Raw genomic sequence first — 21,600 nt, 5'->3', positions numbered from 1 at the left:
AATTCAGCTCAGCCTCAATACCGGAACTGCTCGGCGAGGATGCGTTCGTCGAGGCTGTGGCCGGGATCGAACATCATGAAGAGGTCGATCGTCCGCGCCTGCTCGATCTCGACGCGCACCACGTTGCGCATTTCCGAGGCGTCGGCCACCGCGCTCACCGGGCGTTTGTCGTATTCGAGCGCGGTCACGCTGATGCGCGCCTTGTTCGGCAGTAGCGCACCGCGCCAACGCCGCGGCCGGAACGGACTGATCGGCGTGAGCGCCAGCAGTTGGGCGTTGATCGGCACGATCGGGCCATAGGCCGAGAGATTGTAGGCCGTCGATCCGGCCGGCGTTGCAACCAGCACGCCGTCGCAGATGAGCTCTTCCATCCGAACGGTGCCGTCGATCGAGATGCGGAGCTTCGCCGCCTGGAACGTCTCGCGGAACAGCGAGACCTCGTTGATCGCGAGCGCCTTGCTGGCCTTGCCTTGCGTGTCGTAGGCGACCATCGAGAGCGGATGAATCCGGCTGGTCTCCGCCTCTGTCAGGCGCTCGATTAGCCCATCCTCGCGATACTCGTTCATCAGGAAGCCGACCGATCCCCGGTTCATGCCGTAGATCGGAATGCGGTCGTTCATGAAGCGGTGCAGCGTCTGCAGCATCAAGCCGTCGCCACCGAGCGCGACGATGGCCTCCGCTTCACGCGGCTCGACCGACCCATAGCGATCGGTTAGCCGCTGCAGCGCGTCTTGCGCTTCGGCCACCTCGCTTGCGACAAAGGCGATGTTCTCGAACTTGCTTTTGGTTTTTGCCATGATGATGCGGAAAGCGTGGGAGGGGACGAGGGCGGCTCGCCGCCTTTCGGCTTGAAGCAGCAGTTGGGGATCGCCGGGGGAGGCGCTAGTCTCCAAGCAAAGAACCCCGGCAAACAGAAGGCTCGCCTACTTGCAGGAAAACGACAAGGCCGTTCTCGTTTACGCGACCTTTCCGTCGCTGGAAACAGCGGAAACGGAGGGGGCCGTGCTGGTTGACGCCGGGCTCGCCGCCTGCGTCAACATTCTGCCGAGCATGGTTTCCATCTACATCTGGAACGGGACCCGCCACCGGGACGCCGAGGTGGTCATGATCATCAAGACCCGCCGCTCGCTGGCAGAAAGGGTGATCGAGGAGGTCCGGGGCCGCCATCCCTATGACAATCCAGCCCTGCTGGTCCTGCCGATCGAGGGCGGCGCATCCGACTTCCTGGCCTGGATCCAAGCGCAAACCGAGCCGCGCAGGCCCAAACCTGACTGAGCAGGATTGACGACCTCAGACAAGCAGCGTCGCCGACTGCCTCACATCCGCCCGAGCGGGTGCTCGAAAAGGCGCTGCACGTGCCGGTAATTGCCGGCGCGCGAGGGCGAGGCGCGGCCCGCCGGCTTGGACCGGCTCGCCGAGGCTTTGCTCCGCTTCCGGGTAGGCTTATCGGCGAGATCCGTGTCGAAGGAGCTCGTGGTCAGCGTCGGCAGCTGTTCCGGCGCCGTTCCGATGTCATCTTGGGCAAGGCGCGCCTCGAGCGCAGCGGTTCGGGTCAATCCCTCGCGCTGAGTCGCCGGAACGGCGGTGTTGCCAGTCAGCGTCGGCATGTCGTCCGCAGGCTTCGGCCCGCCAATGCCCATCCGCCCGCTATAAAGTGTCGGCGGCCGGACCAGCACGGGCGCCGCCGCGACGACGGTCTGCCAGGGCGTTTCAGGTTCGACGCGCGCCACCTCGCTGGGCAGCGCTTCTGTCTCGCTCGCGATCGTCTGCGGCGGAGGCTCGTGAACGGCTTTGCCGCCATACGCGACGAGCGTTGTCGGTACGCAACGGCCGTTGGAGGTGAAGCTTTGCCCGTGAGGGCAAGTCTCCCCGCAGACCGGATCGGCCTGGGCCTTGAGCAGCGACAGCATGAACACGTCTGGATCGTGTGTCGGCAGCGATGCGTTGATGCGGTCCATGAAAATCAGAACTGCACGCTTGGAGCCCCCGCCCCAGACGCCGTCGATCTCGCCGACATAGCAGCCGACCCGCCTGAGTTCGGTTTGAATGTCGCGGGCAAGCGTGTCACGTGTCGTGTGGACCGCGCGCTCCTGCACCAGGGCTTGCTGATAGATCGGCTCGGCCTCGCGGACCACGACGCTCTTCCATGTTGCGCCGGAAATGGGTTGCGCCGTCGCCGGCGTCGTAACTGCCGGCGTAAAATCGAGCGGCGAGAGCTTCTGGGCGAGGTAATCGAGCACGGACACTTGCGGCGCCTGCCGGGAAAGGATCTTGGCCCCCGGAGAGAAGGCGGCGAGGCGCGAGGCGAATTCGATCTCGGAGGTGAGAACCACCGTCTGGATATGGTCAGGGTGTTGGACGGACGTGAGTTCGGGCTCCTGGGCCGCGTGCTGGGCGACCGACACGCGCGAAACGCTAGGCCCGCCCGGGAACAGAACGTCGGCTCCGAATGCGAGACCCGCGGCAAGAATGGGATAGCTGATGTACCACCGCATGACAGGTACTCCCAGGCCTGGGCGCGCAGTATGAGGCGCGCCGCCGTTCGGCTACGAGGCGCGAAATACGGCCTCTAATTTAGAAGTTTAACAAATCGCCGCGATGACGACCATGCTGAACGATGCATGTCGCACAAAAAAATGCACACCGAGACGCAGTTAGACGCGGGAACTCGGCGCGCGTCTGATCGGGCGCTCCGCGAGGGGTCTCATGCGCGTCATCCGGTCTGGTGAGAAGCTGCGCGTGGCTGTGGATTGCGTGGGATGAATCGCGGACAACCGGTGCAAAAGCGGGCTGCAGCATGTGGACAAAAACGGCGTGCAGAAAAGCCACAGGTGGTGCCCTTCAGCGATGTTGAAGCGCACAAAAAGTCTAGCAAACTGATTCCCTTACCAAAAGGTGGCTGACCTCAACTCGAATCGCTGTAACTTCCCGAACGAGGGATGTGTCCTGCGTAAATTTCGCTTACGTGCGCATCGTTTTGCACATTGGGATCGAGCGGCGATACCGCCTGTGCACAAACGATGAAGAGCGTAAGCGGGCTCAGCTCATGAGTACCCGCCGAAGGCGGTGCCCGACGAACCTGATGGACCTGCCTTGGGGGGCGGTCCTAGCTCAACAGGTGAAAGCGGTGCACGAGGCCGAAACGGGTGCAAGTCCGTAGTCGGAGCTGGCCGGTCTGATCTCCTTCCAGACCCAAACTGCATGAGGCCCGTTCGTTTCGGCTGCCATACGGGCGGCGCGCGCGGACCTTCAAAGGAGAGGGCAATGAAAATACGACATGCTCTAGGCGTGTTCGGTGTTCTGGCTGCCGGCGTACTAATCGCCGTATCTGCAGCTATGAACTGGCGTTTTGGGTTCAGTTTGGGACGAACCGAATTTGACGGCATGATCTACGGCGCCGCAAGCGTCGCAGCGGACTGCCTCAAAGCGCTGATCCCGTTTTTCTTCTTCGCCGCAATCAAGAATAGGATGTGGTCGCAGGCTGCCGCCTCCGCCGTCGTTGGCGTGGTCGTTACGGCCTATTCGCTCACCTCCGCACTCGGCCATGCCGCGCTGAACCGGTTCGATACGACCGGCCATCGCGCAGTCGAAGCGCAGACCTATAAGGATCTGCGGGGTGACCTGAAGCGGGCGCAGGACCAGCTGTCCTGGATTCCGCAGCATCGTCCGGCAGCAACGGTTCAAGGTGAGATCGAAGGTCTCAAGAACCAGCGCGCCTGGACCTTCACCAAGGCCTGCACCGACGTCACCGGCAAACAAGGCCGGGACTTCTGCCAGCAGTACCATGGTTTGACCGCCGAAATGGCCTCTGGCCAGCAGGCGCAGTCGCTCGAGGCCCGGATCGCGGAGATCCAGGGTAAATTGGGCAAGACCGACGCAATGACCGTAATGGGTGAGTCGGATCCGCAGGCCACGGTGCTTGCGCAGATCTCCGGCCTCAGCGTCGATCAAGTGCAGATGGCGATGACGATTTTCATCGCTCTGCTTCTGGAGATCGGATCTGGCTTCGGCATGTACATCGCCTTCAGCCAGTGGCGTCTCTATGATCGTGAAGCCCCTGCGGCGCCTGCAATGGCGTCCGTACAGAGCACCGCTGCGGCAGCGGTGGCGGCACCTCAGGTGGCCGTGGCAGTAAAGAAGCCGCGTTTCGGAGCCAACGACAATCGTACGTTGCCGCCGACCAAGCTGCTGGTCCCAGAGACGGACGTGCAGCGTTTCTACAAGGAGAGTGTCGACAGCCAAGACGGACACACCGTCTCAGCGACATCACTTTACGAAGCATACTGTGTTTGGTGTGAAGAACGACAGAAGGAGCCTCTAGCACTTCCGACGTTTGGTCGGGAAATTGCCGAGTTCGGGATACAGAAAGTCAAGAAGAAGGATGGTGTGAGGTACGTTGGAATCGCACTGAAATCCGATCTCGAACTTGAGGAGGATAAGAAGCTGCCGGCCTACAGAGCCGAAGCTGCCTAGAAATAGGCGAACGAATTCAAGAAGGGCTCCCGAGAGGGGGCCCTTCGTCTTTTTGGGGGCTGCTCGGAAACGGGCAGCCTCTTTTTGTCGTATAAGGAAGATGCGGGAGGAGAAGGCGGAGGCAGCGTATGCCTCAGCCTTTCTCCGTTTTATGCGTTTGATGATCGATGATCCGGGAGAGACTTTTCCATGAAATTTGCGATGAGCTTTGCAAAGAGCGCGTCGGCTGTCGCCGCCTTGTCCTTTGTGATGGCGGCGGGCGGCGCGATGTCGACCGCTCAAGCCGATGACACCGATCCAGAAGCACTCGTGAACGCGTTGCAATCCGTGTTCGGAGAGCACGCCGGCAAGCGCCGGGGGCATGCCAACGGCTTTTGCGTAAAAGGCTCGTTCACGCCGACCGACGAAGCCAAGACGCTCTCTAAGGCGCCGCACTTGTCCGGAAAAGGGCCGTGGCCGGTTGTAGGCCGCTTCTCCATGGGCGGCGGCAACCCCGAGGCCCCGAACACCCAGAAGGACAACGCGCGCGGCCTCGCGCTCCATATCGATGTCGGCGGCGGCAACGTCACTGACATGGTGATGATCTCAGCCCCCGTTTTCGTCGCCAAGACGCCTGCGAAGTTCCTCGAGCTTCTGCAGACCGTCGCCACCAAGGACAAAGAGAAGATCGGCGCATTCTTCAAGGCCAACCCGACCTCGACCAATCAGGGAACTTGGCTCAAGGCGCGCCCGCTGCCCGCGAGCTATGCGACGGCCAGCTACTTCGGCGTTCACACGTTCACGCTGACCAATGCCGAAGGCAAGTCGCAGATCATCAAGTGGAGACTCGTCCCGAAGGGCGGCGAGGTTGGCCTGACCGATGACGAAGCGAAGACCAAAGCGCCGGATTTCTACAAGCCCGAGCTTGCCGAGCGTCTGGCCAAAGGACCGGCCGAATTCGATCTGACCGCCATCCTCGGCCAGGAAGGCGACGCCCTTGACGATCCGACTGCGTTCTGGCCCGAAGAGAGGAAGGTCGTCACCCTCGGTGCGCTCACTATTTCCGCTCTTGAGGACGACAAGACTTGCGATGCCGGCATCTTCGATCCGACCAATGTCGTAGACGGTATCGAAGGTCCCAAGGACGATGGGATCTTCTCCCTTCGCTCCCCGGCCTACGCGATTTCGTTCGGGCGCCGGACCCAGTAAGGAGCCTGTAAGGTGTCGGTAAGGTGAGGCGTCTGTCTCGCCTTTTCAGAAAAACTCATATGAAATTCAGAGAGTAGGCAGGCAGCGGTGCCAAATCGGATTTGGCGCCGCCGCCATGTCGCAGTTCGGCAACGGCAGCCCAAGGATCATTGTCGCCGGCGAGCCCCTCGCGCGACTCGGCGAACCATTTGCTGCTAGCCTCAAGACCGGCGACCGGACGTTTCGTGCGCGGCCATCTCGAGCGAGAAGGCGTGCCAAGGAATGCCGGATCTCCTGCTGCTTTTTGATGGGGAGAGACACATGTTTGGAGTTATTGGCAGAGCCACGGCAAAGAACGCCCTCGCGGTCGGCGCCGGGCTCGCAGCGATTGGATTTGGAGTTGCGGTTCTCGCGCCCGTGCAAGCGGTCGCCCAGGACAACCACGAGATCACGGTCTCGATCACGAAGTTCAAGGCGCTCGACAAGGCCGACGAGCTTTCGAACGGCGATTTCTTCGCCAAGGTGACGATCGACGGCAAGTCGCAGACCACGGCTCAGATCAGCGACAAGGCCGAGGTTCATCCCGATTGGAAGATCACTCAGGCCGTCCCGGCTGGCGTTCACAAGGTGAAGCTCGAGCTGATCGACAAGGACGTCAGCGTCGACGATCCGATCGACATCAACAGGCTCGACCGGAAGCGCGATCTCGATTTCGCAGTCGACACCAGAACCGGCAAGATCGAAGGCTTCACCAAGACCTACAAGAGCGGCGACACGATCACACGCACCGGCGCCGAAAAGAAGAAGGCCGAGATCTCGTTCGTCGTCACGGTGAAATAGCTTAAGGCGCAACATCGGCCTCTCCGAGAGATCCCGAACAAAAAAGCGGCCGCCCCCGAATGGGCGGCCGCTTTTTTTTGCTGCGCGCCGCGAGCGGCCCCAGGCACAATGGCGAGCAACAATGCGAAGGCGCGCCTCATGACATGCGATCGGATCGTCATCCTGACCGGAGCCGGGCTCTCCGCTGAATCCGGCGTGCCGACCTTTCGCGATGCCGGCGGCATCTGGGCCAAGTACGACTATCGCGATGTCGCGACGCCGCAGGGCTTTGCCCGCAATCCAGCGCAGGTGCACGAGTTCTACAATATGCGCCGCAACGCCCATGCATCGGTCCGCCCGAATGCAGCGCACGAGGCTCTGGCCCGGCTCGAGCAGTCATATCCCGGCGAGGTTTGGGTCGTGACCCAGAACGTCGACGCGCTGCATGAAGGGGCCGGCAGTCGCAACCTGATCCATATGCATGGCGAGCTGTTTCGCGCGCTTTGCGGGGCATGTGAAAAGAGCCGCCCCTGGCACGAGGACATCGGCATCGAAACGCCGTGCCCAGCTTGCGGAAAGAAAGGCGCGATGCGTCCCGACGTCGTGTGGTTCGGCGAGATGCCCTATCACATGGAGCGCATCCGCGAGCTTTTGGAGCGGGCCGATCTTTTCATTTCGATCGGCACCAGCGGCAACGTCTATCCGGCAGCGGGCTTCGTCGCCGAAGCCCGCGCCAATGGTGCGCATACGGTGGAACTCAATCTCGAGCCATCCGAGGGACGCTCGCTGTTCGCCGAGGCCATCCACGGCAAGGCGACGGCCGTCGTGCCGGCCTACGTCGATCACCTGCTCGTCGGCAAATAGAACCTCACACCTCCGCGAGCCCCGCGATCTTGAGCGCAAACGCATAATCGACGGCCGTTTCGCGCAGTTGCTCGAAACGCCCCGACGCGCCGCCGTGACCCGCTTCCATGTTGGTCTTGAGCAGCACGAGGTTGTCGCTGGTGTTGAGCGTCCGCAGCTTCGCGATCCACTTCGCCGGTTCCCAGTACGTTACGCGCGGATCCGTCAGGCCGCCGTAGGCGAAGATGTGCGGATAGGCCTTCGCTTCGACGTTGTCGTAGGGGCTGTAGGAGCGGATGATCTCGAACTCGCGTGGGTTCTCGATCGGATTGCCCCACTCGGGCCACTCGGGCGGCGTCAGCGGAAGCGTGGCGTCGAGCATCGTGTTCAAGACGTCGACGAACGGCACGTCGGCGATGATGCCGAGGAACAGGTCAGGCGCCATGTTCGCGACCACGCCCATCAGCATGCCGCCTGCCGAGCCGCCGTTGGCGACGATGCGGCCGCGCTGTGTGAAGCCCTGCGCAACCAGGTGCTCGCCCGAAGCGATGAAGTCTGTGAACGTGTTGAGCTTCTTGTCGAGCTTGCCGTCGGTGTACCAGTGGTAGCCTTTGTCCTTGCCGCCGCGGATGTGCGCGATGGCGTAGATGAAGCCGCGATCGACGAGGGAGAGCCGCGCCGTCGAGAAAGAGGCGGGGATCGAGATGCCGTACGATCCATAGCCGTAAAGCAGCAGCGGTGCCGATCCGTCGAGCGGCGTGTCGCGACGATAGAGCAGCGACACCGGAACCGTTTCGCCATCCGCAGCGGGCGCATAGAGGCGCCGCGTGACGTAGTCGGCCGGATTGTGCCCGGACGGAATCTCCTGCCGCTTACGCAGAACCCGCGCCCGCGTCGCGAGATCGTAGTCGTAGGTCTCGGCCGGCGTCGTCATAGAAGAGTAGGTGAAGCGCAGCGTCGTCGTGTCGAACTCGTAGCCTTCCGACATGCCGAGCGCGTAGGCTTCTTCGTCGAAGGCGATCGCGTGCTCGGCGCCGTCCGCGAAGGCGCGCACGGTGATGCGCGGCAGGCTGTCTTCGCGCTCGAGCCGTACCAGATGGTCCTTGAACACGATGACATCGATGATCAGGCGTCCGGGTTTGTGCGGAACGATCTCGCGCCAGTGGGCAAGTCCCGGCGAGGCAACAGGCGCTTCGCAGATCCGGAAATCCTCGGCTCCGCCCGAGTTGGTGGTGATGATCAGCCGGTCGCCGATGTGATCGACCTGATACTCGTGCCCGTGCTCGCGCCCCTCGACGAGCGTCAGCGGTCCATCCGGATGATCGGCGTCGATCAGGTAGATCTCGTTGGTCTGGTGATCGTGCGCATCGACGATCAGGAAGCGTGAGGACAGCGTCTTTTCGAGGCCGACGTAATAGCCGATGTCCTTCTCTTCGTAGACCAGCACGTCCTCGGAAACCGGCGTGCCGATGCGATGCCGGTAGACGAACAGCGGCCGGTGGTGAGCATCGATCCGGATGTAGAACAGCGTCTGGCTGTCGTTGGCCCAGACGATCTCGCCGCGCGTATCGGGGATCTCGTCGGCAAGGTCAACGCCGGTTGCGAGATCTCGAATGCGGATCGTGAACAGCTCCGATCCCTTGTCGTCGACCGCATAGGCGAGCAGGCGATGGTCTGGGCTGTGCGCCTTGGCGCCGAGGTCCCAGTAGGGCTTTCCGTCCGCTTCCGCGTTGCCGTCGAGCAGCACGTGCTCCGGCCCGCCGTCGCGCGGCTGCCGGCAGAGGCGCGGATACTGGCCGCCGGCGACGAAGTTCGAGAAGTAGGCGTAAGGACCATCGGGCGAGGGAACCGAGCTGTCATCCGGCTTGAGACGGGCCTTCATCTCGGTAAAGAGAGCGGCCTGCAGGGCCTCCGTCGAGGCGAGAGCTGCGTCCGTGTAGGCGTTCTCGGCTTCGAGATAGCGGCGGATCTCGGCGTCGAGCAGTGAAGGCTCGCGCATCACGTCCTGCCAGTTCTTCGCGCGCAGCCATCCGTAGTCGTCGGTCAGGGAAACACCGTGATGCGTGGAGGCGACGGGATTTTTCTGAGCGATGGGCGGCGTCGGGAGTTCGGCGCGCGAAACGGGGCCATGCATGACGGCAACCTTCCATGGTGGTGTAAGCGATTGAGCGGCACGCCGAAGACGGGGCCCGGCAATGGCCACATGTTTCGGCAAACTGCGGCCCCAAAGTCAAATGACGGTTTCCCAATGTCAGCCAGGGGCTAAGAGAGGGACATACAAATCTCCGAGGCCATGCTGCTTCGCAGCAATCGCAGTTGCCCGAAATGGCTGGTCGGTGCTGCGAGGCAATAGGCTTGGTCGGCCCCACAATTGGCAATTTTTGTGAAGGATTGGCGATGCAAGCAGGCCGCCACGGGGAAGGATCTATTTGCCGCACCCCAGAGATCAGCCAAGTAAAGCTTGTAGCGCTCGTTGTCGCAAATCTAGAAGGCAGCAATGTCGGCTCTTAGCCGCGTCTCGAAGCGCGTTGACCTATTTAGGGATTTGGATAAGCTCACAGGGACTTAAGTTGACATCAACTTCGGAATGATGTCCAAAGACGTACGCGCCTTGAATTGTCGAGGGCGCGGCACTCTCAATTCACCACAGTTAAATCACGCTGATTTCAGCTTGAGGCTGCTACGCAAAGACTATAGTAGCCTTGGGAATGACTTCGCCAAGTGAAGATTTCGGCGCCTGCAAAGCGCTGCCGGTTTGTGTGGAAGGGAATGAACGATGGATGACGGGAGCCAGCCAGAATTGGTGGAGCTGACAGCCAGGATCGTGTCGGCTTTCGTAAGCAACAATACGATCGGCGCAGAAAACGTTCCTCAGCTGATCAACGAGACCCACGCCGCTTTGAGCCGCGCCACCGGCACCGTGGTGCAGCCCGAGCGCGAAGAGCTCAAGCCCAAGGTTCCGGTCAAGAAATCGGTGATGCCGGACCACATCGTCTGCCTGGAAGATGGCAAGAAATTCAAGTCGCTGAAGCGTCACCTGCGCACCCACTACAACCTCTCGCCGGAGGAATACCGCGAGAAGTGGAGCCTGCCGCACGACTATCCGATGGTCGCCCCGAACTATGCCCGCGCCCGCTCCGATTTGGCCAAGAAGATGGGCCTCGGAACCCGTCGCGACGGCAAGTAAGCGACGCCGATTTCGGCACGCCAGCTGATCATCTCCGGAATTTTAGACGCGCGGACCGCTGGTCCGCGCGTTTTCGTTTGGACAACGCGCAGCGGCTTTGTGCGGTGCACCTATCTTGGGGCAGAGCGCTTCGAGCGCCGCCTGTTCCCGGCGCAGCACACGGACGAGTGCGGCGTGCCGGGCGAGGTCGTAGCTCCAATGGCCGGCTCGGCCGCGCAGACGTTCGGCTTTGAGCACCAACGCGAGCTTGCGGATCAGCCGCGCGCGCCCTTCAGGAGAAACATCGGCGATTTCGTAGGGCCAAAGCCCGACCAGCCGCGCGATCTCCCGCTCACGATCTTGCGTGCCCGCGGGCTTGTCCGAGGCGGAGACCGGGTGGCAGGCAGGCCGAGCGGAGACGGGCGTTCGCGGCATGGGGCGTCCTCTGTGCGAACGCCGACTGTCCCATGTGCCCGAAAGGCGGGGATTGGCACTTATCCTCGCCGTTCACCGCTCCGGTAGTTTCGGTCTGGGCGCGTCCAGAACCGTGCGTATGATCGGGTCATGACGCTTAGCCCTTGAACGTCGAGCGCGGTGCCAGCATGAGCTTCAGATCCGGTATCGAGACGGCCTTACCCCCGGCGAAAAGCCCGAATGCCTTGGCGGCCTGGTTGCCGGATGCGCCGCGCAACCCTGTAAATCTTGCGGACGAAACCGACGCAACGCGCAAGCCCCTTGGACGTTTCGACGATGGCGAGGCTATCCGCCTGAGGCGCGTGATCGAAGGCGCGATCGGCGACATGTTCGGTGTTCCCCAATCCGATCTCTCGCGCCAATCGCGCGGCAAGGCGCCGGTCGCGCTGGCACGTCAAGCGGCGATGTATCTTGCCCATGTCTCGTGCGGATTGACGCTCACCGATGTCGGCCAGATTTTCGCGCGCGACCGCACCACGGTCGCTCACGCCTGCGCCGTGATCGAGGACCGGCGCGACGACCCCGTCTTCGATCGCGCGCTCGAGTTGATGGAATGGATCATTCCATCCCTCGTCGGACACGATCTCCATCCCTATCGCCTCAGCTGATCCAAACCCTCTCGCACCGATCCGGAGACTGCCATGCCTCGACCAGGACGCCCGTCCGCGCCGAATGCCCGGTCACGCTCACGCAATAAGCCCCGCCCCGCCAGCGGCGAACGGGCCCGCCCGGTGAGGAACCTCGCGGAGAGTCCTGTGGCCTGGCTCTTCAATCGTCGCGACAGCGATGGCAATCCGCTGATCAGCGAAGCTCAGTTCAATGCGGGCGAGCGGTTGCGCGCGGATTTCTGGTTTGCCCAGATGACGCCGAACGTCACCCAGAGCTGGAACCCGGCCGCGACGAGCGGAGGCGGTCGGCGCGGGGCACCAGGAGCCGGTGTCGATCTCGCCGACAACGTGATCGCGGCGGGCGAACGGGTCCGCCGGGCCTTGTCCGCCGTGGGGCCGGAGCTTTCCGGCGTCCTCATCGATGTGTGCTGCCACCTGAAGGGCCTGGAGGAGGCGGAGCGGCGCGCCGGATGGCCACAGCGATCGGGAAAGATCGTGCTCGGCGTCGCCCTGGCGGCTCTGGCGCGGCACTACGGATTTGCAGCGACTCATGCGGCCGTGCCGGCGCGCCCTGCGCAGGTACGTCATTGGGGCGCGGGCGACTATCGCCCGACGATCGACGGCGGAGAAACGGCAGAAGGCGAAGCGTCCTAGACCATGATCGCTTTGGGACCCTGTCAGTCCGAAGCGTGAATCATTGCGCGAGTGCCGCCTCGGCATCGGCATGGATCCGCTTCACCATCGAAGCGAGACCATTGGAGCGCTGGGGGGTCAGGTGTTCCTTGAGCCCGAGTGCGGCGAACACTGTCTCCGGATCGGTCGCCAGTATGTCCTTGGCCGGCTTGCCGTTGTAGAGCGCGAACACGACTGCGATGAGCCCACGCACAATATGGGCGTCGCTGTCGCCTCGGAAATGCAACACGGGACCGCCGCCGTTCGTCGCGTCGCTGGTTTCGCTCGTGAGCCAAACCTGGCTCACGCAGCCCCTCACTTTGGTGGCTTCGGTCTTGGCCTCTGGTGGGAGCGGTTCGAGCGTGCGCCCAAGCTCTATGATATAGCGATACCGGTCCTCCCAATCGTCCAGGAGCTCGAAATCCGACTGAAGGTTGGCAAGCGTCATAAGCAGAATGTCCTTGAGGCGCCCGCGGTATCAGGCTTCCTATTGGACATATAATGCTTCAGCGGACGTGGAAACCCGTCTTGGGCAAAGAAATACGCCCGATCAAAGGGCTAGGCTGTGAACTCACTATGGCTAGTGCATTGACGCGAGGGATTTTGCGTCGCTGGCAGGAGCGAGGCCGCCGCAAACCTCGATGGTTTGCAAGGTCTCGCGACGAACCTGAGGCGGAAAAGAACCGCGCCCCTGCGGGGTGAGCCAAAGCGAGCCAATGGCGTCGTCAAACCGCTTGTCCGATGCGACGGCATCGACCTGCGCGCTTTTCCTAGCCCTTGGCTCGCTTTGGCTCATCACTGCACCAGCCATAGTGAGTTCACAACCTAGATCGGGCGCGAAGGACGTGTCAGCGAGCTAGGGAGAGGAGGCTATCAGGCCCCGCCTTGATCGTGGTCGCGGTTTCCGCGCCAGTCTGGACGGAGATCGTCCGAGTTGAGGGTGCCGCGCGCATTGGCCGGGATCGGCGCCGTCGAACCCATCGTGGCGTTTTCGAGCGATGAGCGCAGCGCGACGTCGTAGGCCAGTTTGCCGGCAAACTCTGCCTTGCGCAGGAAGGCATCCCAGAACTCGCCCGCCATCTCGCAATGCGGCCCGTTGCGGTCGCAGTAGGTCATGGTCCAGTGCGCCGCCGTGGCGGCGCGCTCGTAAAGAGCCTCCTGTTGCGCCTTGTCGGACGGCATCACCGCCACGCCAAGCGAAAGAACGACTGCAATCCTGAACAACGACATGGCTCACGCAACTCCGGTCGCGAAAGAGGGCCTGAAACCCCCTGATGCTTCGGACGCTACCGGATAAGGTTTGAGGAACCGCGGCCAGAAACGGCAAAATTTAAGATGTCATTTAAGAAACTTAATCGAAAATTTGAGGCGAATTTTACCGACCCCGCGCCGCTGGCTTGCAGGCGCGCCGGCCGCTGCACGAGGGCCGCGCCAGCAGGTTAACGCGATCTTAACAAGCGCCCCGCAATACTTTCTGCTTCCGGGAGAGAGGAAGCGGGTCCGACCTGACGATGACGCCGTTTAGTGTGAGGTTGACGCTCCTCACCTTCGTGTTGCTCACGGGGGCGATGGCAGTGAACATCTTCGTTTTCCAGCCGCCGGGTCGCCAGATCGCTGCGCTCGACAGCGCGCGTCGAGGCCCCGCTTCGGTGGGAGAAGGGTGGACGAGCCAGCCGCAGCAGCAGGCCTCCATTCCGGGGCCGGGTGAACGATCTGCCGTCGTGCCGCCGTTGGAGACAGGGGCCGTCAAGCCGATCCCGGAGACTGCCGATCGATCGGACCTCACGAAAGCGATCCAGCGTGAGTTGAAAGCCAAGGGGTACGAGGCGGGTGCGGTGGATGGTGTCACCGGTCTCGTGACACGCGGCGCCATCATGGCCTACGAGAGCGACGCGGGCCTGCCGCTGACGGCGGAGCCGCGCCAGGCGTTGCTACAGCACATCATTTTGGGGTCCGCCCAGATCCAGCCGGCTGCCGAGGGGGCTCGCACGCCCCCGGGTGCGGAAGCCGAAGCGGTGATCCGCGCGGTCCAGCGCGCCTTCCGGCAGCTCGGCTATATTTCGACGCTCCCCGATGGACGCTTGAACGACGCGACCAGACGTGCGATCCGGAAATTCGAACGAGACCGAAAGCTCAGCGAGACGGGCCGCATATCCGGCGAGCTGCTCGCAAAACTGGCGACCCTTGCGGGCGACTCTCTGCGCACCAGCACGCAGTAAGGCGTTTCGAGGGGTGTGCACACGCTCCCCGAAACATCTAGATCGAAGCGATGCGCCTCAAATCCGAAATCTGGGTGAAGGCTTACGTCCGCCGTTCGGCGAGCGGCGGCCACCAAGCTTACATCGTGCGCCACGGCGACGACGATGCCGGCGCCATTTACATCCGCATCAATCGCCTTGACGGCACCTCGCTGTTGTTTGGTCCGGCGCCGGCGAGCCTTTCGGGCTTGGAAACCGATCGGCGTTGGGTCGGCCACTTCAAGGGCGAGACGCGGCCGGATGCCGAGGTCGATCTCTATCTCGAGCGCGAAGCGCGCACCGACCCTGATCTCTGGATCGTCGAAGTGGAAGCGCGCGACGGCGCGCATGGACTCGAAGGCTGGTTGTCCGACTCGTGAGGCCGCGAAGCCACGCTCCGCCGCTAGTCGACCGCGTGAGAATCTGAATTAACCTTCCGTTAACCAAAGCAGCAGCGAATTCGTGGGTGTTGGAGCAAAGGAATGCGTGGCGTCCAGCGCGCACCGATGACTGGAAAAAGCCACGAACCGAAGCCACAGGCGGGGAAGCAAAGACGGCGAAGCGAAGCGTGAGGGGAGCACACGCGATGGCCAGTATTCTTGAATTCCGCAAGTCTGCGTTTCGTTTTCGACCTTTGAATGAGCAAGCGGCTGCGAACAGCACCGCCGATATCGTTCTTTTTCCTGGTGTGCGCTACGAGCGCTGGAGCGAAGAGCCCGCGCCGCAAGAGTCACAGCGCAGCCGCCGGACACGTCGGCGCGATCAGCTCGAGTTGGATGACTAGGATGCGCGTGAGCGCCGGTATTGGCAGCGCGCCCGTTTGAGGTCGGCCATCGCGCGGGCGCGATAAGCTTCGCCTCTGTCTGGCGCCCGAATGACGGCGATCCCTTCGTTTGCTGTGATCGACAGCGTCGAGTCGCGAATGGCCGCGACATTGGTATTGATCTGGCCGCCGGTCCGCCAGGCATCCTCACCTGGGACGAGCAGAAGCGACACCTCGGGCCGCCGTCCGGGGCCGGCGACGGAGTTGAAGAAGTTGTCGCCTGACGGCGAGAAGAGAGAGAGAGCCCAGCCTGGCTCCGGAAGCACCGCCGACAAATCCACGACGCCGTTTGTCGTATCGAAGCGGCAGATCGCGTAACGCGCATCCGGCGCCAGGAACGGCAAAGGCTGCGCGTCAGGCGTCACCGGCGCGAGAATTTGCATGGAGTTTTGGGGAAGATCGCCGGCGAGACGCCCATAGCCGGACGTCGGCGTAAGCAGCGGCGTCGCCAGCGTCGCGAGGATATGCAGGATTGCGCTGGCGAACAGCGCGGCAGCCACCAGCGGAACATTGATCGATGTGATGCGCGCCCAGAGCGTCTTGATCATGCGGCTAGCACCCCTGGCGCGTGATAGTCGGGATCAGCTTCTCGACGTCGTCGTCCTGCGCGATCGAGCGCGTGTCCAGATCGACGACCGTGAACGCGATCGCAAGCCGTCCCGCGCCGCCGATCGGCAGCCAGTTCCCCGGGAAGGCATCGCGCGACAGCGTCGCGACGAACGTCCCGTTCGGATTGAGCGCCATCGTGTCGCTCGTGAAGCCATAGCGTCCGAGCGTGTTGGGAATGAGCCGGCCGTCCGCATCGAATATCGTGAGGCTCCACCAGAAACCGGGGATCTCGTTGCCCCCGATGACGTAGTCGCACGAGGAGTGGAGCGCGCGCCCCTCGCTGTCGACCCGCGCGATGTAGGTCTGCGACACCTCGGTGCTGAGCGACAGGGTTCCAAGACGCGCCTCGTGTGCGCGCGTGTAGGGATCGGCATCGGTCCGCCCGGCTGCCGTCCATAACACCCATGGCCCGACCGTCGTCGTCGTGAGGCGCGATCCGCGCTCCACCATGTACCAGGAGGATCCGAGCCCGAGGATCAGCACGATGCCGATGAAGAGCGCCCAGTCGGTCATGATTGCCACGAGCAGCGCCAGGCGCTTCTTGAGCCTGTGCAGCGTGAAGCTCATGAAGTTCAGGGAGGTCAGGGAGCGAAGCGCGCTGAGGGCTGTCATGGACCTAAACTATGGCGATCAAGGTGTGGTGCGAGGAGCAGGAGTGTCGTTGGAGCGGGCGGCGAGGGACGAAGGGCTCACGGCTGAGTTTTGAGCGGAGCGGCTGAAACCTTGAAAGCTATCTGGCCGTGCGTCAGCGCGATTGCCGCGCGGTTCGGGGCGGGCGGGATCGGCGGGCTGGCCGTTGATCGGGGTGGGGCTTGCGGGCGGAGCGCCGGGTGGCGGCTCGGCAACGCCGGCCGCTTTGCGCAGAGCCGTCGTGATGCGCTTCAAGGCGTCGCGCGCGGAAGTCGACATCGTCGGCGAAATCGCTTTGGCGACACCGAGCTCTGCGGCCGCAGCCGCCGGATTGGTACGCTTGAGTTCGGCGATACGCTGCATCTCCGCCACCTGCACCGGATGCGGCGGCAGGCCCGGCAGCGTCGGGATGTTCATGTCGCGATGCGCGACCGACATGAAGGAGTGCCAGAGAGGTGCCGCGAGCTGGCCGCCGGTGTTGCCGCTGGCCATCGGCCGGTTGTCGTCGTTGCCGAGCCAGACGCCCGCGACGTACTTGCCGGTCGCGCCGACGAACCAGACATCCTTGGGGCCGGTACTCGTTCCCGTCTTGCCGATGACGTTTGTGAAATCGAGCGCGGCCTTCTGCGCGGTGCCGTCCGTGACCACCTTCTGCATCATCTGGTTCATGCCGGCAGCGACTTCCTCGGAAATGACCTGAGCGGGTTCCGGCTCGTCGCGCTCGCGGCTGTAGACGAGTTCGCCGCGCGAATTGACGATATCTAGGATGCCGTAGGGCCGTGAGCTCTTGCCGCCGTTGGCGAACGTCGCCATGCCGCCGACGTGCTCGAGCGGCGTGATGCCGTAGTCGCCGAGTGCCATCGAGCAGGATTTGCGGATGCCGGTGATGCCAAGGCGCTGCGTGAGTTCGATCACCTTCTCGCGTCCGACCGCGAGCGAAAGCTGCACAGCGACGGTGTTGAGCGATTTCGCAAGCGCCATCCACATCGGCATGCGCCCGCCGCTGCCATGGCTTCCGCCGTAGTTCTGCGGATGCCAGCGGCCGCACGTGGGTGAGGAGTCGCGCACCAGCTGGTTGGGCTTGTAGCCGTTTTCCAGCGCCGCCGCGTAGACGTAGATCTTGAACGAGGATCCGGGCTGGCGGCGCGCGTGCGTGGCGCGGTTGAACTGGCTTTCGCCGTAGTCGGGGCCGCCGACCATCGCTCGTACCGCGCCGTCGGTTTCCATGGCGACAAGCGCGCCGGAGTTCATACGCAGTCCGCGCCCGCGCTGCTTGAGGAAAGTGATGAGCGCTTCATCGGCCTGCTTCTGCATGGTGAGGTCTACGGTCGTGCGCGCGGTGAGCACGTATTGGTTCTTGCCCTCGGCAAGCCGCTGCACTTCCTCGAAGGCCCAATCCAGGAACCAGTCAGGGCTGGTCGTGGCGCGCGTTTCGACGATCTGCGCCGGGTGGAGACGCGCTTCGTGCACCTGCGCCGGCGTGTAGAACCCCGCCTCGACGAGGTTCTGCAGCACTTCATTCGTGCGGGCGCGCGAGGCCGGCAGATTGATATGCGGCGCGTAGCTCGTGGGCGCTTTGTAGAGACCGGCCATCAAAGCCGCTTCTGCGAGATTGACCTCGCGAACCGACTTGCCGAAGTAGAATTGAGACGCGGCCTCGACGCCGAACGCGCCGCCGCCGAGATAGGCGCGGTCAAGATAGAGTTTCAGGATCTCGCGCTTCGTGAAGCGCGTTTCCAGCAGGAAGGCGAGGAACGCCTCCTTGATCTTGCGGTCGATCGACCGCTCCGACGACAGGAACAGGTTCTTCGCGAGCTGCTGCGTGAGCGAGGAGCCGCCCTGCACGACGTTGTTCGCGCGCAGGTTCTCCATGAGCGCGCGCGCGGTGCCGAGAATGTCGACGCCGAAGTGCTCGAAGAAGCGGCGATCTTCGGTCGCGAGCGTCGCCTTGATGACGGCATCCGGAATTTCTTCGAGCGGCACCGCGTCGTTGTGCAGGATGCCGCGCTGGCCGAGTTCGTTGCCGCCGGCATCGAGGAACTTCACGCTGTATTTGCCGGTGAGGAAGCGGCCTTCATCGAATTCGAGAAACGCGGGCAGCGCGAGTGCATAGAGAACGAAGAAGCCGCCGGCCGCGAGCGTGAAGCACTCGGAGCCCGCTTCGCTCAGGAGGCGCCGCCAGCCGGTGAGCTTGAAGCGCGCGAAAAAGCTCGAGCCGGCGTCCCACAGATCCTTGCAGCGCGACCAGAACTCGGAAAGCGAGGAATCGAGGCGCGAGTCGAGCGCCATCCAATCGACGCCCTCGCGACGTCCGCGTTTGAAGAACCAGTCGCTCAACGTGCTCGCTCCGCGTGAAGACGCCACGATAGGAGGGCGCCTCGGCTCGATGTGAGAACGGCCGAAACAGCCGAAAACGCGGCGTGGAGTGCTGTCCCCAGTCTCCAGCCGTCGCAGACTCAAATCACCACCGCATTATGGTTATTTATGCGCGCGCCGGAAGCGCTTGGCCGCACTTGTCGGCAGTTGAGAAGGGCGCAGGCCTGTCGGAGCGGAGAAAGTTATCCCCGGCGAAGGGTGCGGATATACATTCGAGTGTTTTGCAAGATAAGTATTCATGCGAGTGTTCGTGGAATAATTGTAAAAAATATCAAATAACTGTTTGACACCGCAACGGTGGATGTGTAGTATTTCTGTATGGCTCGAAGAGTGTCGATTGGCTCTCGGGCCGTTTTCGTTTCACCAGACACGGAAACGCCCCCGGTTTTGCCGCGAATGCTCGTTGCGCGTGCCGAAGCGGCCCCGCAGATCTGCCTGAAGCATAGATCTTCCGAAATCTTAGAAACCGAACGGCGTGGCGGCGACATGCAGGTCGACGACGAGACGTGGGCGGCCGTCCGAGCGGCTTACGCCGACGCCGCGGTGCCGCTCAAGGAAATCGCCGTTCGGTTCGGTCTGACACCGCTTGCGATCGGAGCGAGAGCAAAACGCGAGGGGTGGGCAGGTCGCGAGCAGCGGCAGCGCTCGCAGCAGGGTCGCAAGTCAAAGGTGAAGAAATCAGGATCCAAGCGGCAAGACCCTAAGCCGGTATCGGATCGGGATCGGTCCCGGCAGGAGCCCGCCGGCGTTGAAGCCACGACCACGCAACGTCGTCGGGATCGCCTGCCGACGCGCGACGCGAGGAAGTCCATCGTCGGCCGGCTCTATCGCGCCATCAGTCTGAAGCTCGAGCACATGGAGAAGAGAATGGCGAGCGGAGATCCCCGTTCGGCCCAGGACGAGGAGCGCGAAAGCCGTGCCCTCGCCACCCTGATCAACAATTTCGAGAAGGTCACGGAGGCCGTCGCTGAGCTTGACCAGGATGGAGGCGCCTCCTATGCCGCGAGCGCCGCTGGAGCCGATGCGGAGCGCATGCGCCGCGAGATTGCGGAACGCCTTGAACGCCTCGGCGGCAGCGGGGCGCTTGAGCGAGGCTCTCGCAAGTCTGGATGACGAAACGCTGCGCTTCGTTCTGTCCGATTGGCAGCTCTGGGCACGCGACGATCAGCTTCCGCCGCAAACAACGGCGAACGGCGACGCCTGGCGCGTCTGGCTGATCCTCGGCGGGCGCGGCGCGGGCAAGACGCGCAGCGGTGCGGAATGGATACGCGCCAAAGCGCTCGGCATTGCGCCCCTCGGCGATGTGCCGGCCCGCCGCATCGCACTCGTCGGCGAAACGCTGGCCGACGTGCGCCGCGTGATGATCGATGGCGTGTCGGGCCTGCTCGCCATCCACGACGAGGGCGAGCGACCCGTGCTCGAAGTTTCGAAGCAGCAGTTGGTGTGGCCGAACGGGGCGATCGCGCAGATGTTCTCGGCCGAGGATCCCGACAGCCTGCGCGGGCCGCAGTTCGATTGCGCCTGGTGTGACGCGTTCTGCGGGGCCTGCCTCGAACGCGCCGGCCTTCGCGCCACGCGGTCGCTGATGGCGCGCTCCTATCTCAAATGGGGCGAGGCGATAGCAGAGCCGCGCATTGGCGCCATCGCGGTTTTCTCGCGCGGCACCAATCCCGCTGAAGGGCATGTCGGATTCTGGCTTGGCGAAACGGAAGACTCCATTGTGCTGCTGGGCGGCAACCAGGGCAATGCCGTTTCGGTGGCTCGCTATGCGAAAGCCCGCCTACTCGGCCTGCGCTGGCCGAGTTCCAACACGCAGCCCGCATCGCCTTCGCCAACAGCGATCTTTGACAGAGCGCTCGAACACGTCCTCGAAATGGAGGGAGGGTTCAGCAACGATGCTCTCGATCCTGGGGGGCCTACCAATCAGGGCATCACCCTCGGCGTGTTTGCGGCGTGGCGGAAGGTAACGCTCACGGCAGCAAACCGGCAAAGCCTGATCCGCGATCTCAAAGCCATCGATCCCGTGACAGTGCGGGAGATTTACCGGCGGCGCTACTGGGACACGGCCCACTGCGCCGAGCTGCCGCCCGCTCTTGCGGTGATGCATTTCGATGCCGCGGTGAACCATGGCGTCGGCACGGCGATCCGCTTTCTGCAGGAAACGGTTGGTGCCGCGATCGACGGCGAGATCGGCCCCGAAACCAGAGCGGCCGTCGCGGCGGCGTCACGTCTGAACGCGCTCGCCACCTACGCCGCGCTCCGCGAACGGCGCTACCGCGCGCTTCCGCACTTCTGGCGCTTCGGGCGGGGCTGGCTCCGCCGCGTCGATGCAACTCTGACACTTGCACGCACCCTCGAAACCGAAACCAAGCAGTCCTCGTCCCCAACCGAAGGAGAAACCGACATGACTTCGACGACAACCGCGACCACCGGAAAATGGTGGGGCCATTCGATCACCATCTGGGGTACCCTAGTGACCATCCTTTCGACCGTTGTCCCCGCGCTCGCCCCGGTGACTGGGGTCGAAGTCTCGGGCGAGCTTGTCCAGGACGCGGGCAATCAGGTGGTCGACACGATCCAGACCGTGGGCACCTTGATCGGCACGCTGATGACCATTTTCGGACGGATGCGCGCGACCACGCCGATCAAGCTCACCCTACTCAAGGCGAAAGGTTAAGATCGGAGGCGGGAGGTTCTGGCGCA

Annotated in this window: 22 protein-coding genes; 13 read left to right on the top strand and 9 right to left on the bottom strand. The window is 63.2% G+C overall.

The genetic code is table 11. The annotated features are described in order from the left end of the window. Nucleotides 1-14 precede the first annotated feature (14 nt). On the bottom strand, nucleotides 15-857 hold the full coding sequence (locus RCO24_RS00925; protein WP_374990916.1) for an NAD kinase: 843 nt from the start codon (nucleotides 855-857) through the stop codon (nucleotides 15-17). 70 nt (nucleotides 858-927) lie between these two features. On the opposite strand from RCO24_RS00925, the gene cutA reads away from it, so the two are divergent. Beyond that, nucleotides 928-1,275 carry a divalent-cation tolerance protein CutA gene (cutA, locus tag RCO24_RS00920; protein ID WP_308959475.1) on the top strand — a complete coding sequence of 116 codons (348 nt, stop codon included), beginning with the start codon at nucleotides 928-930 and terminating at the stop codon, nucleotides 1,273-1,275. Between the two features lie 41 nt (nucleotides 1,276-1,316). On the opposite strand, the gene RCO24_RS00915 is transcribed toward cutA, so the two are convergent. Further along, complete coding sequence (locus RCO24_RS00915) at nucleotides 1,317-2,495, bottom strand: hypothetical protein (RefSeq protein WP_308959474.1); 1,179 nt, start codon at nucleotides 2,493-2,495, stop codon at nucleotides 1,317-1,319. A gap of 769 nt (nucleotides 2,496-3,264) precedes the next feature. Here RCO24_RS00915 and RCO24_RS00910 point away from each other — a divergent pair. The 4 genes from RCO24_RS00910 to RCO24_RS00895 all read left to right on the top strand — a co-directional run bounded on the left by RCO24_RS00910 (nucleotide 3,265) and on the right by RCO24_RS00895 (nucleotide 7,323). Then, nucleotides 3,265-4,473, top strand: coding sequence for a primase-like DNA-binding domain-containing protein (locus RCO24_RS00910; protein WP_308959473.1), 1,209 nt, complete (start codon nucleotides 3,265-3,267; stop codon nucleotides 4,471-4,473). Between the two features lie 189 nt (nucleotides 4,474-4,662). Continuing rightward, a complete protein-coding gene (locus RCO24_RS00905; protein WP_308959472.1) occupies nucleotides 4,663-5,661 on the top strand; it encodes a catalase family peroxidase in 999 nt (332 codons plus the stop codon). Between the two features lie 300 nt (nucleotides 5,662-5,961). Continuing rightward, nucleotides 5,962-6,480: a hypothetical protein gene (locus RCO24_RS00900; protein ID WP_308959471.1), complete on the top strand. Its 519-nt coding sequence runs from the start codon at nucleotides 5,962-5,964 to the stop codon at nucleotides 6,478-6,480. 138 nt (nucleotides 6,481-6,618) lie between these two features. Next, nucleotides 6,619-7,323, top strand: a complete 705-nt coding sequence (locus RCO24_RS00895) for an NAD-dependent deacylase (protein ID WP_308959470.1) — start codon at nucleotides 6,619-6,621, stop codon at nucleotides 7,321-7,323. Nucleotides 7,324-7,327: 4 nt separating this feature from the next. Here RCO24_RS00895 and RCO24_RS00890 read toward each other — a convergent pair whose 3' ends face one another. Continuing rightward, nucleotides 7,328-9,436: a S9 family peptidase gene (locus RCO24_RS00890; RefSeq protein ID WP_308959469.1), complete on the bottom strand. Its 2,109-nt coding sequence runs from the start codon at nucleotides 9,434-9,436 to the stop codon at nucleotides 7,328-7,330. 642 nt (nucleotides 9,437-10,078) lie between these two features. Here RCO24_RS00890 and RCO24_RS00885 point away from each other — a divergent pair. After that, nucleotides 10,079-10,489 (top strand): MucR family transcriptional regulator, encoded by a 411-nt coding sequence (locus tag RCO24_RS00885; RefSeq protein ID WP_308959468.1) that lies wholly within the window; start codon nucleotides 10,079-10,081, stop codon nucleotides 10,487-10,489. 42 nt (nucleotides 10,490-10,531) lie between these two features. Here the strand turns inward: RCO24_RS00885 and RCO24_RS00880 are convergent, their stop codons facing one another. Next, the gene (locus RCO24_RS00880; RefSeq protein ID WP_308959467.1) at nucleotides 10,532-10,903 is read right to left on the bottom strand and encodes a hypothetical protein; all 372 of its coding nucleotides are present in this window, start codon (nucleotides 10,901-10,903) and stop codon (nucleotides 10,532-10,534) included. A 167-nt stretch (nucleotides 10,904-11,070) separates the two neighbouring features. Between RCO24_RS00880 and RCO24_RS00875 the strand changes: the two genes are divergently transcribed. Then, complete coding sequence (locus tag RCO24_RS00875) at nucleotides 11,071-11,550, top strand: helix-turn-helix domain-containing protein (RefSeq protein WP_308959466.1); 480 nt, start codon at nucleotides 11,071-11,073, stop codon at nucleotides 11,548-11,550. 33 nt (nucleotides 11,551-11,583) lie between these two features. Continuing rightward, a complete protein-coding gene (locus tag RCO24_RS00870; protein ID WP_308959465.1) occupies nucleotides 11,584-12,204 on the top strand; it encodes a DUF6456 domain-containing protein in 621 nt (206 codons plus the stop codon). A gap of 40 nt (nucleotides 12,205-12,244) precedes the next feature. Here RCO24_RS00870 and RCO24_RS00865 read toward each other — a convergent pair whose 3' ends face one another. Then, on the bottom strand, nucleotides 12,245-12,670 hold the full coding sequence (locus RCO24_RS00865; RefSeq protein WP_308959464.1) for a SufE family protein: 426 nt from the start codon (nucleotides 12,668-12,670) through the stop codon (nucleotides 12,245-12,247). A 425-nt stretch (nucleotides 12,671-13,095) separates the two neighbouring features. After that, complete coding sequence (locus RCO24_RS00860) at nucleotides 13,096-13,452, bottom strand: hypothetical protein (protein ID WP_308959463.1); 357 nt, start codon at nucleotides 13,450-13,452, stop codon at nucleotides 13,096-13,098. A gap of 281 nt (nucleotides 13,453-13,733) precedes the next feature. On the opposite strand from RCO24_RS00860, the gene RCO24_RS00855 reads away from it, so the two are divergent. From RCO24_RS00855 to RCO24_RS00845, 3 genes are all read left to right on the top strand, one after another. Then, complete coding sequence (locus RCO24_RS00855) at nucleotides 13,734-14,441, top strand: peptidoglycan-binding domain-containing protein (protein ID WP_308959462.1); 708 nt, start codon at nucleotides 13,734-13,736, stop codon at nucleotides 14,439-14,441. A gap of 50 nt (nucleotides 14,442-14,491) precedes the next feature. Continuing rightward, nucleotides 14,492-14,839: a DUF1491 family protein gene (locus RCO24_RS00850; RefSeq protein ID WP_308959461.1), complete on the top strand. Its 348-nt coding sequence runs from the start codon at nucleotides 14,492-14,494 to the stop codon at nucleotides 14,837-14,839. Nucleotides 14,840-15,045: 206 nt separating this feature from the next. Further along, nucleotides 15,046-15,243 carry a hypothetical protein gene (locus RCO24_RS00845; protein WP_308959460.1) on the top strand — a complete coding sequence of 66 codons (198 nt, stop codon included), beginning with the start codon at nucleotides 15,046-15,048 and terminating at the stop codon, nucleotides 15,241-15,243. Here RCO24_RS00845 and RCO24_RS00840 read toward each other — a convergent pair. Genes RCO24_RS00840 through RCO24_RS00830 form a run of 3 tightly spaced genes read right to left on the bottom strand, consistent with a single transcriptional unit; the run spans nucleotide 15,240 to nucleotide 18,858 of the window. Then, entirely contained in the window at nucleotides 15,240-15,830 is a 591-nt protein-coding gene (locus RCO24_RS00840) for a hypothetical protein (RefSeq protein WP_308959459.1), read from the bottom strand. The genes RCO24_RS00845 and RCO24_RS00840 overlap by 4 nt on opposite strands. 4 nt (nucleotides 15,831-15,834) lie before the next feature. Then, the gene (locus tag RCO24_RS00835) at nucleotides 15,835-16,503 is read right to left on the bottom strand and encodes a DUF1214 domain-containing protein (RefSeq protein ID WP_308959458.1); all 669 of its coding nucleotides are present in this window, start codon (nucleotides 16,501-16,503) and stop codon (nucleotides 15,835-15,837) included. A gap of 18 nt (nucleotides 16,504-16,521) precedes the next feature. Beyond that, entirely contained in the window at nucleotides 16,522-18,858 is a 2,337-nt protein-coding gene (locus RCO24_RS00830; RefSeq protein ID WP_308959457.1) for a PBP1A family penicillin-binding protein, read from the bottom strand. Between the two features lie 525 nt (nucleotides 18,859-19,383). On the opposite strand from RCO24_RS00830, the gene RCO24_RS00825 reads away from it, so the two are divergent. Together RCO24_RS00825 and RCO24_RS00820 are read left to right on the top strand one after the other, a co-directional pair. After that, nucleotides 19,384-20,010: a hypothetical protein gene (locus RCO24_RS00825; RefSeq protein ID WP_308959456.1), complete on the top strand. Its 627-nt coding sequence runs from the start codon at nucleotides 19,384-19,386 to the stop codon at nucleotides 20,008-20,010. Further along, the gene (locus RCO24_RS00820) at nucleotides 19,919-21,574 is read left to right on the top strand and encodes a TIGR02594 family protein (protein ID WP_308960864.1); all 1,656 of its coding nucleotides are present in this window, start codon (nucleotides 19,919-19,921) and stop codon (nucleotides 21,572-21,574) included. Before RCO24_RS00825 ends, RCO24_RS00820 begins: the two co-directional genes overlap by 92 nt. The last annotated feature ends 26 nt before the right edge of the window (nucleotides 21,575-21,600 follow it).

Source organism: Hyphomicrobium sp. LHD-15 (assembly GCF_031157355.1).
Taxonomy (GTDB): domain Bacteria; phylum Pseudomonadota; class Alphaproteobacteria; order Rhizobiales; family Hyphomicrobiaceae; genus Hyphomicrobium_C.
The sequence above is the reverse complement of the archived record's forward strand: the minus strand, read 5'-3'. Positions and strand labels throughout refer to the sequence as shown.

Bases quoted from the DNA above. Each gene is read 5' to 3' on its own strand.
- RCO24_RS00915 (WP_308959474.1), bottom strand. From the start codon at position 2,495: ATGCGGTGGTACATCAGCTATCCCATTCTTGCCGCGGGTCTCGCATTC.
- RCO24_RS00910 (WP_308959473.1), top strand. From the start codon at position 3,265: ATGAAAATACGACATGCTCTAGGCGTGTTCGGTGTTCTGGCTGCCGGC.
- RCO24_RS00905 (WP_308959472.1), top strand. From the start codon at position 4,663: ATGAAATTTGCGATGAGCTTTGCAAAGAGCGCGTCGGCTGTCGCCGCC.
- RCO24_RS00900 (WP_308959471.1), top strand. From the start codon at position 5,962: ATGTTTGGAGTTATTGGCAGAGCCACGGCAAAGAACGCCCTCGCGGTC.
- RCO24_RS00895 (WP_308959470.1), top strand. From the start codon at position 6,619: ATGACATGCGATCGGATCGTCATCCTGACCGGAGCCGGGCTCTCCGCT.
- RCO24_RS00890 (WP_308959469.1), bottom strand. From the start codon at position 9,436: ATGCATGGCCCCGTTTCGCGCGCCGAACTCCCGACGCCGCCCATCGCT.
- RCO24_RS00885 (WP_308959468.1), top strand. From the start codon at position 10,079: ATGGATGACGGGAGCCAGCCAGAATTGGTGGAGCTGACAGCCAGGATC.
- RCO24_RS00880 (WP_308959467.1), bottom strand. From the start codon at position 10,903: ATGCCGCGAACGCCCGTCTCCGCTCGGCCTGCCTGCCACCCGGTCTCC.
- RCO24_RS00875 (WP_308959466.1), top strand. From the start codon at position 11,071: ATGAGCTTCAGATCCGGTATCGAGACGGCCTTACCCCCGGCGAAAAGC.
- RCO24_RS00870 (WP_308959465.1), top strand. From the start codon at position 11,584: ATGCCTCGACCAGGACGCCCGTCCGCGCCGAATGCCCGGTCACGCTCA.
- RCO24_RS00865 (WP_308959464.1), bottom strand. From the start codon at position 12,670: ATGACGCTTGCCAACCTTCAGTCGGATTTCGAGCTCCTGGACGATTGG.
- RCO24_RS00860 (WP_308959463.1), bottom strand. From the start codon at position 13,452: ATGTCGTTGTTCAGGATTGCAGTCGTTCTTTCGCTTGGCGTGGCGGTG.
- RCO24_RS00855 (WP_308959462.1), top strand. From the start codon at position 13,734: ATGACGCCGTTTAGTGTGAGGTTGACGCTCCTCACCTTCGTGTTGCTC.
- RCO24_RS00850 (WP_308959461.1), top strand. From the start codon at position 14,492: ATGCGCCTCAAATCCGAAATCTGGGTGAAGGCTTACGTCCGCCGTTCG.
- RCO24_RS00845 (WP_308959460.1), top strand. From the start codon at position 15,046: ATGGCCAGTATTCTTGAATTCCGCAAGTCTGCGTTTCGTTTTCGACCT.
- RCO24_RS00840 (WP_308959459.1), bottom strand. From the start codon at position 15,830: ATGATCAAGACGCTCTGGGCGCGCATCACATCGATCAATGTTCCGCTG.
- RCO24_RS00835 (WP_308959458.1), bottom strand. From the start codon at position 16,503: ATGACAGCCCTCAGCGCGCTTCGCTCCCTGACCTCCCTGAACTTCATG.
- RCO24_RS00825 (WP_308959456.1), top strand. From the start codon at position 19,384: ATGCAGGTCGACGACGAGACGTGGGCGGCCGTCCGAGCGGCTTACGCC.
- RCO24_RS00820 (WP_308960864.1), top strand. From the start codon at position 19,919: ATGCGGAGCGCATGCGCCGCGAGATTGCGGAACGCCTTGAACGCCTCG.